At 74.0% G+C, this 14729-nt stretch carries 10 protein-coding genes; 4 read left to right on the forward strand and 6 right to left on the reverse strand.

Translation table 11 applies throughout. From position 1 onward, the window contains the following. The first annotated feature begins 151 nt into the window (after positions 1-151). From ACFO0B_RS22200 to ACFO0B_RS22210, 3 genes are all read left to right on the forward strand, one after another. Positions 152-1216 (forward strand): hypothetical protein, encoded by a 1065-nt coding sequence (locus tag ACFO0B_RS22200; protein ID WP_378614459.1) that lies wholly within the window; start codon positions 152-154, stop codon positions 1214-1216. A gap of 69 nt (positions 1217-1285) precedes the next feature. Beyond that, positions 1286-2395, forward strand: coding sequence for a hypothetical protein (locus ACFO0B_RS22205; RefSeq protein WP_378614460.1), 1110 nt, complete (start codon positions 1286-1288; stop codon positions 2393-2395). Between the two features lie 79 nt (positions 2396-2474). Beyond that, complete coding sequence (locus ACFO0B_RS22210; protein WP_378614462.1) at positions 2475-3662, forward strand: aminotransferase-like domain-containing protein; 1188 nt, start codon at positions 2475-2477, stop codon at positions 3660-3662. Here the strand turns inward: ACFO0B_RS22210 and glpK are convergent. Next, complete coding sequence (gene glpK, locus ACFO0B_RS22215; protein ID WP_378614463.1) at positions 3644-5143, reverse strand: glycerol kinase GlpK; 1500 nt, start codon at positions 5141-5143, stop codon at positions 3644-3646. The two genes, ACFO0B_RS22210 and glpK, sit on opposite strands and share 19 nt — an antisense overlap. Before the next feature lie 274 nt (positions 5144-5417). Here glpK and ACFO0B_RS22220 point away from each other — a divergent pair, with 274 nt between their 5' ends. Further along, on the forward strand, positions 5418-7151 hold the full coding sequence (locus ACFO0B_RS22220; protein ID WP_378614464.1) for a glycerol-3-phosphate dehydrogenase/oxidase: 1734 nt from the start codon (positions 5418-5420) through the stop codon (positions 7149-7151). Between the two features lie 62 nt (positions 7152-7213). Here the strand turns inward: ACFO0B_RS22220 and ACFO0B_RS22225 are convergent, their stop codons facing one another. From ACFO0B_RS22225 to ACFO0B_RS22245, 5 genes are all read right to left on the reverse strand, one after another. Beyond that, entirely contained in the window at positions 7214-7444 is a 231-nt protein-coding gene (locus tag ACFO0B_RS22225; protein WP_378614466.1) for a hypothetical protein, read from the reverse strand. 129 nt (positions 7445-7573) lie between these two features. Continuing rightward, a complete protein-coding gene (locus ACFO0B_RS22230) occupies positions 7574-7696 on the reverse strand; it encodes a hypothetical protein (protein ID WP_378614467.1) in 123 nt (40 codons plus the stop codon). Between the two features lie 24 nt (positions 7697-7720). Beyond that, positions 7721-9097, reverse strand: a complete 1377-nt coding sequence (gene hpnE / locus ACFO0B_RS22235; protein WP_378614468.1) for a hydroxysqualene dehydroxylase HpnE — start codon at positions 9095-9097, stop codon at positions 7721-7723. 57 nt (positions 9098-9154) lie between these two features. After that, the gene (locus ACFO0B_RS22240; protein ID WP_378614469.1) at positions 9155-9928 is read right to left on the reverse strand and encodes a DNA-formamidopyrimidine glycosylase family protein; all 774 of its coding nucleotides are present in this window, start codon (positions 9926-9928) and stop codon (positions 9155-9157) included. A gap of 189 nt (positions 9929-10117) precedes the next feature. Further along, a complete protein-coding gene (locus ACFO0B_RS22245) occupies positions 10118-14707 on the reverse strand; it encodes an ATP-dependent helicase (protein WP_378614470.1) in 4590 nt (1529 codons plus the stop codon). Positions 14708-14729: the final 22 nt, after the last annotated feature.

The raw sequence follows: 14729 nt of genomic DNA on the forward strand, positions 1-14729 counted from the left end.
TGGTTCACTCCGTTGCGGAGACGTGATCGGCGGGTTGGTCGCGGCGTTTCGGGGTTTGGGGGGTTTCCTCCGGGAACGGCCGTGTGCCTCCCGCACGGAAAGGGATAAGCGAAAAGTGAAACATCGTAAGCCGAGCCGGGCGCAGCGAGCGATGGCGAGCACCTCGCTGCCGTTGGCGACAGCGGCAGCCGTGGCCACCTTCTTCGCGGCGCCGGCGGGGGCAGTGCCGAACGATCAGCCGACCACGCCGGCGACGCCGGCGCCGGTCCAGCCGGGCACCAACGCGACGCCCGAGCAGCAGCAGCCACAGACGCAGCAGCAGGGCCCCACCCAGCCGGGCACCGGCCCGCAGAGCCAGCAGCCGCAGACGCCGGAGAGCAAGCCGACGCCGAGCCAGCCGGGCGTGACCACGCCCGAGCAGGATCAGGCGCTGCCGGAGAAGAAGGATCCGAAGCTCAACCGGCCGACCCAGCCCGGCGTGACGACGCCGCGCGTGGCGCCGCTGCCGGTGCCGGGCCAGGAGGGCCAGCCCGCGCCGGGGCAGGCCGCACCCGGCGCCGTCGCACCGGATCAGGCGCCCGATGCGCCCGGCGTCCAGGATCAGCCCGCAGGCACCCCGTCCGCGCCCGGGGCGGCGCCGCAGGCGAGCCCGGGCACCGCCCCGCAGAGCCAGGCCCCGCAGAGCGACACCCAGGCCGACTCCGCGCCCTCGCAGACCCTGGTGCAGCCGCGCTGGGAGGCGCCGCGGGTGGACGCTGCCCCGGCCGCGCCGGTGGTCGAGATGACCGGACCGCACGCCGAGATCGGCGCCGCGCTGGACGGCGGCGCGCTGCTCCCCGGCTACGTGGCCAACACCCACCACTTCAGCAACCAGGCCGGCTACGTCGGCACCGTCGGCTACAACACCCCGACCGGTTCCGGTGAGGCCGGCGTGTCGGTGGAGTTCGTCGACAGCAACACGATCCACGTCTCCAGCTTCACCGGTGGGGAGGGTCTCGCGGACGCGAAATCCAGCGTCGTCCTCGACACCACGCAGGTGAACCTGGCCAAGGCGGCGGTCGAGGACTGGATCAAGGCCCAGCCGGGCGGCGCCGCCGCGCTGGATGCGGCCGCGCAGGTTAAGCTTCCGCCGATCGTGCCGCCGGGCGACACCGCGCCGACGACGGTCAACGTGGGTGGCGTCACCACGCAGTGGGGTGGTTCACTCCAGTACTGACACGTACCGATTGACGGGGTGGGGCGGTCGTTCGCGGCCGCCCCATTTCGTGCGTTCGAGAGGATTGGTGTGGGCTCCGAGGGTGATGCCAGAGGCAACGAGTCCGGCCGTGTGCCGGGCTTCGGCCCGCCGGTGCACGGGAGCGACGGTGCCGACGAGAACGGCTCCGGCGCTTCCGGTTTCGGGCCTCCGGTGGACGGCGGCGACGAGCCGACCACGAGGTCGGGCAGCGCCTTCGGCGCGCCGATCGGGCCGGGGCACATCCCGGGCTGGCAGCCGCCCGTCGGTTCGCGGCCGGAGGTCGGCTGGCGCCCGGCGGGCGGGTTGCTGCCCGCGGGCGGGAGCGCCGCGCGGCCCGCGGCCCCGTCCGCGCCGTTCGGCGAGGGCGTCACCGGCGCCGGGGACAGGCCCGCCGGCCCGCCCGCCCCGTTCGGCCCCGGCGTCGACGGGGACGATCCGGCGGCCCCGACCGTGCGGCACCAGGTGGCACCAGCACCCGCGGCGCAGCCGGACGCCGAGCCGCCGCAGTGGTGGAGCCAGTCGGACGAGGCCGGCGGCGTGCCCAAGCCGCCGCCGGTCGCCGCGGACGGCCTGGCCTGGTCCGACGACCCCATCGCGCGCAGGCTCGCGCCCGGCGGCTCGACCGTGGTCGAGCGGGCGCCGGCCGCGAACCGCGGCACCCTGTACGGCGCGCTCGCGGCCGCGCTGGCGCTGCTGGTCGCGGTGGTCGTGATCGTGGTGACGGTGCGCGGCGGCGGCGACTCCGATCCGGTGGCGGCGGCCCCGGTGCCGAGCACCGCCGCGCTGAGCTGCCCGGCCGCCGAGGACGGCACGGTGACGGTCGGCAACGGCACCGGAACCACCGAGTCCGGCGCGGGCGCCGTGCTCGGCTTCCAGTACGCCTTCTACGTGGAGCGCAACGGCGAGCAGGCCCGCAGGTACGTCGACCCGGACGCGGCCAACATCTCCTCCGCGCAGGTCATCCAGAGCGCCATCGACGAGCAGATCCCGGTCGGCACCACGCACTGCCTGCGCGTCACCGAACTCGCCACCGACACCTTCGAGGTCGACCTCACCGAGCACCGCCCGGACGGCGCGACCACCGTCTACCAGCAGACCGTCACCACCGTCGTCAAGGAGGGCAAACACCTGGTGCACTCCATCGACAACCGTCCTTGATTCTCGCTATGTGAGACGCGGTTTCATATCCTGGTAATCCGTGCGACAGTGGAAAGCACATCGCACGGAGGTATTCGCCATGTCGCCAACCGCTCCGCCGCTGGCCGGGAAGCTCGCCGGGCTGCGCAGCTCCGCCATTCGTGACCTGCTGGAACTCGCCGAGCGGCCGGATGTGCTCAGCCTGGCGGGCGGGCTGCCGGACGCCGCGCTGATGCCGAGGGAGCGGATCGCGGCCGCGACCGAGTCGGCGCTCACCGACGCGCGCAGCCTGCAGTACACCGGCTCGCCGGGCTGGGGCCCGCTGCGTGAGGTGCTCGCCGCGCGCGAGTCGGTGAAGCTGGGGCGCACGGTGCCGACGGCCGAGGTCTTCGTGACGCACGGCTCGCAGCAGGCGCTCGCGCTGCTGGCCGAGGTGCTGCTCGACCCCGGCGCGCTGGTCGTGGTCGAGGACCCGGCCTACGTCGGGGCGCTGCAGGTGTTCCGCGCGGCCGGCGCCAGGATCGCGGCGATCCCGCTGGACGACGACGGCATGCGGCTGGATCTGCTCGCCGAGCTGCTCGCCCGCGGCGAGCGCCCGGCCCTGGTGCACACGGTGAGCACCTTCCACAACCCCGGCGGGGTCACCATGAGCGCCGCGCGCCGCGCCGAGCTCGCGGAACTGGCCGCCGCGCACGGCTTCTGGGTGATCGAGGACGACCCGTACGGGGAGCTCTGGTTCGACGGCCCCCCGCCGGCGCCGGTGGCCGCGCACGGGGCGAACGTCATCCGGCTCTCCAGCGCCTCCAAGATCCTGGCGCCCGCGCTGCGGGTCGGTTGGATGGTCGCTCCGGTCCGGGTCGCCCGCGCGGTGGAGCTGCTCAAGCAGGGCGCCGACCTCTGCGGCTCGGCGCTCACCCAGCAGGTGGCGGCCGAGCTGCTCGCCGACGAGCTCTGGCTGGCCGGGCACGTGGATCGGGTGCGCGACGCCTACGGGCAGCGAGCGAAGGCGCTGGTCGGGGCGGTGCGGGAGGAGTTCGGCGCCCGGCTGCGCTGCACCGACGCGGCGGGCGGGATGTTCGTCTGGGGCGAGTTCACCGACGGCACCGACACCGCTGCGCTGCTTCCTGTCGCGGTGGAAGCGGGCGTGGCCTTCGTGCCGGGCGCGGCCTTCGCGGTCGAGGCGGGGTATCGCTCCGCGCTGCGGATGTGCTTCACCACCTCGGACGCCGCGTCGCTCACCGAGGCCGTCGCCCGGCTCGGCCGCGCGGCTCAGTCGACCCAGCCGTAGGTGCGCTCGACCGCCTTGTTCCAGGCGGTCAGGTGCCCGGCCCGCTCGTCCTCGCCCATCTCCGGGTGCCAGGTGGTGTCGGCGGACCAGTTCGCCCTGATCTCGTCGGTGCCGGACCAGTACCCGACCGCGAGCCCGGCCGCGTAGGCGGCGCCGAGCGCGGTGGTCTCGTTCACCACCGGGCGCACCACCGGCACGCCGAGAATGTCGGACTGGAACTGCATGAGCAGGTCGTTGCACACCATGCCGCCGTCCACCTTGAGCGTGGTGAGCTCCAGCCCGAGCCGCTGCGATGCGGCGTCGGCGCGCATGGCGTCGACCACCTCCCTGGTCTGGAAGGCGGTGGATTCCAGCACCGCCCGCGCCAGGTGCGCCCGGTTCACGAAGCGGGTGAGCCCGGCGATCACGCCGCGCGCGTCCGGCCGCCAGCGCGGCGCGAAGAGCCCGGAGAACGCGGGCACGATGTAGGCGCCGCCGTTGTCGGCGACGCTGCGCGCCAGCGGCTCGATCTCGTCGGCGGAGGCGATGATGCCGAGGTTGTCCCGGAACCACTGCACCAGCGAGCCGGTGACCGCGATCGACCCCTCCAGCGCGTACACCGCGTCCTGCTCGCCGAGCCGATAGCAGACCGTGGTGAGCAGCCCGTGCTTGCTCACCACCGGCGTCGTTCCGGTGTTCAGCAGCATGAAATTGCCGGTGCCGTAGGTGTTCTTGGCCTCACCCGGCTCCAGGCAGGCCTGGCCGAAGGTGGCCGCCTGCTGGTCGCCGAGGATGCCCGCGACCGGCACCCCGGCCAGCGGCCCCGACTCCGGCACCGCGTACACCTCGGACGAACTGCGGATCGCGGGCAGCACGGCGGTGGGAATGCCGAAGTCGGCGCAGATCTCCGGATCCCAAGCCAGCGTGCGCAGGTCCATGAGCATGGTGCGCGAGGCATTGGTGACGTCGGTGACGTGCTCGCCGGTCAGGTTCCACAGCACCCAGCTGTCGATGGTGCCGAAGCAGAGCTCGCCCGCCTCGGCGCGGGCCATGGCGCCGTCGACGTGGTCGAGGATCCAGCGCAGCTTGGGCCCGGCGAAGTAGGTGGAGAGCGGCAGCCCGGTGCGCTCCTGGTAGCGGTTCGGCCCTTCCGCGCCGCCGAGCTCGACGCAGAGCTTGTCGGTGCGGGTGTCCTGCCAGACGATGGCGTTGTGGATCGGCTTCCCGGTGGCGCGCTCCCAGACGACGGTGGTCTCGCGCTGGTTGGTGATGCCGACGGCGGCCAGGTCGCCCGGGCCGAGCTCCAGGTCGCGCAGCACCTCGGTGACCACGGCTTCGGTGTTGCGCCACAGGGTTTCGGCGTCGTGCTCGACCCAGCCGGGGCGCGGGAAGATCTGCTCGTGCTCGCGCTGGGCCACGCCGATCACCGCGCCGCCGCGGTCGAAGACGATGCACCGGCTCGACGTCGTTCCCTGATCGATGGCGGCCACGTAGCGACGCATCCCCGCAGGCTACTGGATGCCGCGCGCGCCGCGCATCACATCGCGGGGGGCGGCGGGGATGGCTAGGGTGGGTCTTGTTACCGGCGGGTAGCGCCCAGAACTCCGGGCGGCGTCCGCGAACGCCGTTCGCGGGCGCCGCGGCAGCAGGGCCGGGGCGAACCGCGCGGCGCGACACCGCCGGGGCGCCGCGAAGGATTCGCGGCGCTCGCATAGCCTGAACCCGCAGGCAGCGGGTAACACGCCCGCAGGACGACGCCGGCCGAAGGAGTCGAGCATGACCATCACCCCGGATTCGCAGTTCCTCGGCCCGGACCAGCGCCGGGACGCCTGGGAGCGGCTGGGCAAGGACCACTTCGACATCGTCGTGATCGGCGGCGGCATCGTCGGCGCCGGCATCGCCCTCGACGCCGCCACCCGCGGGTTGCGGGTGGCGCTGGTGGAGGCGCGCGACCTGGCCTCCGGCACCTCCAGCCGTTCCTCCAAGATGTTCCACGGCGGGCTGCGCTACCTGGAGCAGCTGGAGTTCGGGCTGGTGCGCGAGGCGCTGCGGGAGCGCGAGCTCTCGCTCGCCACCCTGGCCCCGCACCTGGTCAAGCCGCTGCGCTTCCTCTACCCGCTGACCAATCGCGGCTGGGAGCGGCCGTACGTGGCCGCCGGGCTCATGCTCTACGACTCCATGGGCGGCGCGAAATCCGTTCCCGGGCAGCGGCACCTGACCCGCGCCGGAGCGCTGCGGCTGGCGCCGGGGCTGCGCCGCTCCGCGCTGATCGGCGGGGTCAGCTACTACGACACCGTGGTCGACGACGCCAGGCACACCATGACCGTCGCCCGCACCGCCGCGCACTACGGCGCGGTGCTCCGCACCTCCACCCAGGTGGTCGGCTTCCTGCGCGAGGCGGACCGGGTGGTCGGGGTGCGGGTGCGCGACACCGAGGACGGCCGCACCGCCGAGATCCACGCGCACGTGGTGATCAACGCGACCGGGGTGTGGACCGACGAGGTGCAGGCGCTCTCCCGCAACCGCGGCCGGTTCCACGTACGGGCCTCGAAGGGCGTGCACATCGTGGTGCCGCGGGACCGGATCGTCAGCGACGCCGCGATCATCCTGCGCACCGCCACCTCGGTGCTCTTCGTCATCCCGTGGGGCGCGCACTGGATCGTCGGCACCACCGACTCCGACTGGAACCTCGACCTCGCGCACCCGTCGGCGACCAAGGCCGACATCGACTACCTGCTGGAGCGGGTGAACGAGGTGCTCGTCACCGAGCTCACGCACGCCGACATCGACGGCGTCTACGCCGGGCTGCGCCCGCTGCTGGCAGGCGAGAGCGACGAGACCTCCAAGCTCTCCCGCGAGCACGCGGTGGCCCGCACCGCGCCCGGGCTGGTCGGCATCGCGGGCGGCAAGTACACCACCTACCGGGTGATGGCCGCCGACGCCGTCGACGAGGCGGCCGCGGACATCCCGGCCCGGGTCTCGCCCTCGATCACCGAGAAGGTGCCGCTGCTCGGCGCCGACGGCTACTTCGCGCTGGTCAACCAGACCGTGCAGCTGGCAGAGGCGTACGGCGTGCACCCCTACCGGGTCAAGCACCTGCTCGACCGCTACGGCTCGCTCATCGACGAGGTGCTCGCGCTCGCCGACGGCAAACCCGAGCTGCTGGCGCCGATCACCGACGCCCCCGCCTACCTCCAGGTCGAGGCGGTCTACGCGGTCGCTGCCGAGGGCGCCCTGCACCTCGACGACATCCTGGCCCGCCGCACCCGCATCTCCATCGAGTACCCGCACCGCGGCGCCGCCTGCGCCGAGCAGGTCGCCCGCCTGGTCGCCCCGATCCTCGGCTGGGACGCAGCCGACATCGATCGGGAGATCAGCACCTACCAGGCCCGCGTCGACGCCGAGATCCGCTCGCAGACCCAGCCCGACGACGGCTCCGCCGACGCCCTGCGCGCCGCCGCACCCGAGCCCCGCGGGGAGATCTTGGAGCCGGTGCCCAGCGAGGGGTGAGTGCTCGGTCGCGGGGCACCGGGCGGGTCGTCACGGAACCGGCGAAGGTCCGCTCGCCGGCATCACGCCTCCGGCGCGCTCCGCCGCGGTGACCGGCCGCCCGCTTCGGTCCAGCGGGGACGCCTCCCGGAGGTGTCACACGCCCAGGTCCGGGCCACGTCGTCGAATTCGGCGATATCGGTGAGCCGGTAGGTGGCGTCGGGTGCCCATCCGGCGATGACGATCGCCGTCCCCGCCGTGCCAAGGGTCGCGGTGCCCGCGGCGGCCAGGTATCCGGTCACGGTGAGGTGCACGCCCGCGTACTCGGCGGCGACCCGCGTCCAGTCCGGAACGACCCACCGTCCGGCCCGCCCGGTGGTCCGGTACCAGTCGTGTCGCGTCCGGGCGGTGACCTCGAGCGGAAACCGGGCGCACAGTGCCGCTCAGGCCCGCGCGCTGTCGAGTTCGCACCCGTCGGCGGCCTCGTGCAGCCCCGCCTTCCAGCGCGAACGCCAGCAACAGCCGACGGCCACGCGGACCGCCAGCAGGACGTCCGCTGTACTCACCCCGCGGTCGTATGCCGGACGGGCCTACCGCGAACGGTCCCGCGCCAGCAGCAGATCGACCGCTACGGCGGCGCTCTGGACGGCGCTCTCCATGGTGGCCGACCAGTCGGTGGCGGTCCAGTCGCCGGCGAGGACCAGGCCGGGGACGGAGGTGCGCTGGGCGGGGCGGAGGTCGTGGGTGCCGAGCACCTGGGAGAAGGTGGCCTTCGGCATGCGGACGACGTGGCCCTGGACTACCTTCGCGGCGCGGGCGGCGGGGTAGTAGCGGCGCAGCAGCTCCAGCTGCTCGGCGACGATCTCCTCGTTGGTCTTGTGGATCTGCTCGTAGGCGCCGCTGGTGGTGAGGCAGTAGAGCCAGGCTTTGTCGGTGCTGCGGCCGGTCATGAGCTGGCGGTCGAAGACCTGGTCGATCACGCCCGTGCCACCGATCAGCGCCTCGAATTCGGAGCGGGTGCCGAGCGGGCGGTCCAGGTACAGGTTGGTGCTGACGATCGGGGTGTAGCCGAGTTTGTCCGCGCGGGCGTAGATGTCGGCGTGCTCGGGCAGGTCGTCGAGGAGGCCGCCGATATTGCCGTTCGGCACCGCGCAGACCACGGCGTCGGCGGGGATCACGCTGCCGTCGGCCATGGCGACGCCGGTGACCGTGCCGTCCTCGATGACGATTCGCCGCGCGACCGCCCGGTGCCGCACCTCGACCCCGTGCTCGCGGAAGTACTTCTCCGCCCCGGTGATGTAGAGCGTGTCCAGGTCGGTGGTCGGGTAGCCGATGGTGACGGCGCGGCGGTGCGCGATGCCGTGCCTGATGCCGGTCGCGAGCACCCGGGCGAAGACCGCCGCCGATTCCTGGTGCACCGGCTCGGCGGCGATGCCGAGCGCCAGCCAGTCCCAGATGGCCTCGCGCGCCTTGGCGGGCATGCCGACCCGGTCGAACCACTGCGCGGTGGTGAGGTCGGCGAGGTCGGCGGGCTGGTGCAGCGCCTGCCGGCCGAGCCGTGCGGTGGCGACCGCCGCGCGCGCCCGCTCCAGCGGGCTCGCGTCGGGGTGGCCGCCGAAGAGGGTGCCGAGCGCGCGGACGCCGCGGGTGTACATGTCGACGCTGCGCCCGTCCGGCCAGCGCAGCGTGCCGCGCTTCGGGAAGGCGACGTAGTCGCGGGTGCCGATGGTGCGCAGGTACCGGAAGAGGTGCTCGTAGCCGCTGGCGATCACGTGCTGGCCGTTGTCGGGCAGGTCGTCGACGGCGTCGACCTTCATGGCGTGCGTGCGGCCGCCGAGCCTGCCGCGGCGCTCCAGCAGCGTGACCTGCTTGCCCGCCTCGGCCAGCCAGACCGCGCCGGCGAGGCCGGCCAGGCCGCCTCCGATGACCACGTACTTCCGGGGATCGCCCTGCTGTCCGGCCACCATCGCCCGCCCTCCACGCTTATTGACAGGCTGCCAGTAAAGGTGGGGCGACGGAATTCGTCAAGGCTCGGGCTGGCAGCGCGGGCAGAACCAGACACCACGCTCACGCTGGGTGATTCGATCGTTCTCCGGGCCGGTGTCGCCGAGCACCCGGCGCACGATGCGGGTGCCGCAGCGGCGGCAGCCCCAGTTGTGCCGCATGTAGGCGAGCGGCACGTAGCGGTCGTGCGCGGCCTTGCTCAGGATGCGCTGGGCCTCGTTCACCAGGGCGAGCAGATCGCCCGCCGCGCGCACCGGGGTCGCCGGGTGCACCTTGCGCAGGTAGCAGACCTCGCTGCGGTAGATGTTGCCGATGCCTGCCAGATTGCGCTGGTCGAGCAGGGCGACGCCGATGGTCTGCTCGGGGTACCGCTCCAGCCTGCGCACCGCCTCGGCCGGGTCCCAGTTCGGGCCGAGCAGGTCGGGGCCGAGGTGGTCGATCACGGTGTGCTCGTCGGCGAGCGGGAACACCTCGACCTTGCCCAGCGAGAAGCCGACGGCCTCGACGTCCTCGGTGCCGAGGACCAGCCTGGCGGTGGCGCGCGGCTGGGTCCAGCGCTGGCCGCAGCGGTAGGTGCGCCACAGCCCCTCCATCTTGAGGTGGGTGTGGATCGAGGCGGTGGGGGTGCGCACGAACAGGTGCTTGCCGTAGGAGCCGACGCTCTCGACCCGCTGGCCGCGCAGGTCGACGGTGGCGTACCGCGGGACGCGGAAATCGCTGCGGGTCAGGATCTTTCCCGCGAGCGCCGTGCGCAGCCGTGCGGCCGCGCGGTAGACGGTGTCACCTTCCGGCACAGCAGCGCTCCTTCCACGAGACCCGAAGTACCCGCGTTGCGGCGAGCGAAGCGGAACCGGTGCGCGCCCGGGCCGCCGCGGTGTGGCCGCGACGCGATGCCGGTGCCGGGATCGCGTAGCCGTCGTCGAGCGCGCGTGTCTCGCCCGCGCGGGCCGCCGGCTTCCGGTTCCGGCGGCTCGGCGCCGCCCTCACCGGCCGAACTCGGGGCGGCGCACGGCGCGCTGGGGGCGCTCCTGCGTGCGTACCGCCCCGCGGCGCAGCCGCACCCCGCGCGGGGTGGCGGAGAAGCCGGCGGCGGTGAGGAAGCCGGCGAAGGTGTGGCCGTGCACGGTCTCGCCGTCGACCCGGTCGATGACCAGCGCCTCGACTCCGCCCTCGTGCACCAGCTCGGCCAGCGCGTTCGCGGCCGCCTGCCTGGCGTCGGGGTCCTCGGTGAAGGTGAGCAGCGTCTTCCCGCCGCGCTCCAGGTAGGCCACCAGCTCGCCGTCGAGCAGCACCACCATGGCGCCCGCCTTGCGGCCGGGCCGGTGCCCGCCGTCCACCTCGCCCTTGGGCCAGGGCAGCGCCGCGCCGTACGGATTGGCCGGGTCGGTGGCGGCGAGCGCGAGCGCGGTGGCGGTGCTCGGCTGCCCGTCGTGCGGTTCGTGCGCGCGCAGCCGGTCGACCACGTCGGTGGTGGAGAACTGCGCGCCGCCCAGTGAGTCCACGAAGTAGCCGCGGCGGCACCGCCCGCGGTCCTCGAACTCGGTGAGCACCCGGTACATGAGCGCGAAACCGCCGGGAACGCCCTCGTTCTGCACCGAGCCGCGGGTCAGCACGCCGTACCGCTCCAGCAGCTGATCGGCGGTGGCGTGCGCGCGCACGGTGTTGTCGGCGGCGCGCTCGGGCAGCAGTGACCAGCGCCCGGCCACCGTCGGCGGGCCGCTGCGGGTCGGCAGCGCGGGCCGCGGCAGGTAGGCGCGTGCCCGCGGCGCCCGGCGCGGGCTGCGGTGCGCGGTGGTGGCCCTGGTGGTGCCGCCGAGCAGCGCGCGGACCGGGGCGAAGGTGTCGCCGGAGACCAGCCCGGCCCAGACCAGGTCCCAGAGCGCGGCGGAGACGGCGGTGTCGTCCAGCAGCCCGGTGGCGTCGGAGAGCTGCCGGAAGAAGTAGGCGCCGCCGCTCTGCGGCATCGCCCCGTCCACCGCGCCGAGCGCGGTGAGCAGCCGCAGGTGCGTCTCGGTGAACTCCGGTTCGTCGGCGGGCGGGAGGGTGAGCGGCGCCTGCTCGGCCAGGTGCAGCGCGACCCAGCCGTCCTTGCCCGTGATCGAGCCGTGCCCGGACCAGAGCACCTCGCCGGTGGCGGTGAGCTCGTCCAGCATGGCGGGCGAGTAGTCGCGCACCCGCGCGGGCAGGATCAGCGATTCCCAGGCGGAGGCCGGAATCGGCACCCCCGCGAGCTGCTCCACCACGGTGGCGACGCCGTCGACGCCGCGCAGTGTCCGGGTGCGCACGTGCTGCCAGGCGGGCAGGAAGCGGCCGAAGGCGGCGGTCGGCACCGGCTCCACCTCGTGCCGCGCGGCTGCCAGCGAGCGCCGCCGGATGCGCCGCAGCACCTGGGTGTCGCACCACTCCGAGCCGGACGCCGCCGGCGTGAATTCGCCCTCCACCACCCGCTTCTCGGTGCCGAGGCGGTGCAGCGCGGCCGCGGCCACCGCGGTGCCGAGGCCGAACCTGGCCGCCACCGCGGCGGTGTCGAAGGGACCGTGCGTGCGGGCGAAGCGGCCGACCAGATCGCCCAGCGGGTCCGGCACCGGCTCCACGAAGGCGGCGGGGGTGCCGATCGGCAGCGGCACGCCGAGCGCGTCGCGCAGCCGCGCCGCGTCCTCCACCGCGACCCACCAGGAGCGCCCGGCGAAGCTGACCTCCAGCGCCCGCCTCGCCACCCGCAGCTCGGCGAACCAGTCGACGGGGTCGGCGGTACAGCGCGCGGCCGCCTCCTCGGCGGTGAGCGGCCCGAGCAGCCGCAGCAGATCGGCGAGCCCCTCCAGGTCCCGCGCGTGCCGTTCGGGGGTGAGCCGCTGCAGCTCCAGCTCGGTCTGTTCCAGCACCGCGGCGTCGAGCAGCTCGCGCAGCTCGACTCGGCCGAGCAGCTCGGCGAGCAACCCGGAGTCCAGCGAGAGCGCGGCGGCCCTGCGCTCGGCCAGCGGGTTGTCGCCCTCGTACATGAACTGGCCGATGTAGTCGAAGAGCAGCGCGTTGGCGAAGGGCGACGGGGTCGGCGTCTCCACCTCGACCAGCCGGACCTGCCTGCGCGCCACCCGCCCGAGCAGCTCGGTGAGCGCGGGCAGGTCGTAGACGTCGCGCAGGCACTCCCGGGCGGTCTCCAGCAGGATCGGGAAGTCCGGGAACTTCCGCGCCACGTCCAGCAGCTGCGCCGAGCGCTGGCGCTGCTGCCAGAGCGGCGCGCGCTTGCCCGGATCGCGGCGCGGAAGCAGCAGCGCGCGGGCCGCGCACTCGCGGAAGCGGGAGGCGAAGAGCGCCGAGGTGCCGACCTGCTCGGTGACGATCTCGTCGATCTCGTCCGGCTCGAAGACGAAGAGCTCGCTGCCGGGCGGCTCGTCGGTGGTGTCCGGCAGCCGGACCACGATGCCGTCGTCCGAGGCGGTCGGCGCGGCGTCCACCTCGAACCGCTCGCGCAACCGCGCCCCGATGGCCAGCGCCCAGGCCGCGTGCACCGGCGTGCCGTACGGCGAGTGCAGTACCAGCCGCCAGTCACCCAGCTCGTCCCGGAAGCGCTCCACCACCAGCGTCTTGTCGGTGGGGAGGCGGCCGGTCGCGGTGCGCTGCTCGGTGAGCAGCGCGGCCAGGTTGTCCCTGGCGAAGTCGTCCAGCCCGGCCGCGGCGGTGAGCTTCTCGATCCCGCCGTCGTCCAGGTGCCTGCCCGCGTCGCGCACGAACTCGCCGACCGCCTCGCCCAGCTCGGCCGGGCGGCCGAGCCCGTCGCCGTGCCAGAACGGCAACCGGCCCGGCTGGCCGAAGGCGGGCGTGACCAGCACCCGGTCGTAGGTGATCTCCTCGATCCGCCAGCTGGTGGCGCCGAGCGCGAAGACATCGCCGACCCGGGACTCGTAGACCATCTCCTCGTCCAGCTCGCCGACCCGGGATGCCTTCTCACCGACCATATACACCGCGAACATGCCGCGGTCCGGGATGGCGCCGCCGGAGGTGACCGCGAGCCGCTGCGCGCCGGGGCGGCCGGTGAGCGTGCCCGCGTCCCGATCCCAGACCAGCCGCGGCCGCAGCTCGGCGAACTCGTCCGAGGGGTAGCGCCCGGCCAGCAGGTCGAGCACCGCCTCGTAGGCGGAGCGCGGCAGCCCGCTGTAGCTGCCGGTGCCGCGCACCAGCTCGAACCAGCCGTCCACGTCGATGGGCTCCAGCGCGCAGGCGGCGACGGTCTGCTGGGCCAGGATGTCGAGCGGGTGCGCCGGCATGCGCAGTGCCTCGATCTGTCCGGAGAGCATGCGGTGCGCGGTGACCGCGGTGTGCACCACGTCGGTGCGGTGCTTGGGGAAGAGCACGCCGCGCGAGATCTCGCCCACCTGGTGCCCGGCCCGCCCGACCCGCTGCAGCCCGCTCGCCACCGACGGCGGCGCCTCCACCTGGACCACGAGATCCACCGCGCCCATGTCGATGCCGAGCTCCAGGCTGCTGGTGGCGACCACGCAGCGCAGCCTGCCGCTCTTGAGATCGTCCTCGATGAGCGCGCGCTGCTCCTTGCTCACCGAACCGTGGTGCGCCCTGGCCAGCAGCTGCCCGGCACCGTGCACCACGTCGGTGGAGGCGCCGATCTGCGCGGGCGGGCCGTGCGCGGTGTCGACGGGCTCGCCCATCCGCTCGGCGTAGGTCTCGTTCAGCCGGGCGGTGAGCCGCTCGGCCAGCCGCCGCGAATTGGCGAAGACGATTGAGCTGCGGTGCTCCAGCACCAGGTCGACGATGGCCGCGTCGACGTGCGGCCAGATCGAGCCCGGCTGGTCGGACTCGCCGCCGGAATCCGGCTCGGTCATATCGGCCACCGGGACCCGCACCGAGAGGTCGAAGGTCTTCGCCGCGGGCGGCGCGACGATGGTGATCGGCGCCGGGCCGACCAGGAAGCGCCCCACCTCCTCCGGCGGGCGCACGGTGGCGGAGAGCCCGATCCGCTGGGCCGGCCGCTCGGCCAGCGCGTCCAGCCTGGCCAGCGAGAGCGCGAGGTGCGCGCCGCGCTTGCCGCCCGCGATGGCGTGCACCTCGTCGACGATCACGGTGTGCACCTCGCGCAGCGTCTCCCGCGCCGCCGAGGTGAGCATGAGGAACAGCGACTCCGGGGTGGTGATCAGGATGTCGGGCGGGGTGCGCGCCATGGTCCGGCGCTCGCCGGCCGGGGTGTCGCCGGAGCGCACGCCGACGGTGATCTCCGGCGGCTCCAGCCCCAGCTTCGCGGCGGTGCGCGCGACGCCGGCGAGCGGGGCGCGCAGGTTGCGCTCGACATCCACCGCCAGCGCCTTGAGCGGGGAGACGTAGAGCACCGAGGTGCCCGCCGGCGGCTCGCCGCGCTCGCGGACCTTCGTCGCCGGGTCGCGGGTGGCCAGCCGGTCGATGGCCCACAGGAACGCGGAGAGCGTCTTGCCCGAGCCGGTCGGCGCGATGACCAGGGTGTGCGCGCCGGCGGCGATCGCCTCCCAGGCACCGAGCTGCGCGGCCGTCGGCGCCGGGAAGGCGCCGTCGAACCACTGCCTGGTCGCTGGGGAGAACCGGTCCATGGCCCCAGTGTGCACCGGGGCA

This window comes from Nocardia jiangsuensis (genome assembly GCF_042650385.1).
In the GTDB taxonomy this organism is placed as follows: domain Bacteria; phylum Actinomycetota; class Actinomycetes; order Mycobacteriales; family Mycobacteriaceae; genus Nocardia; species Nocardia jiangsuensis.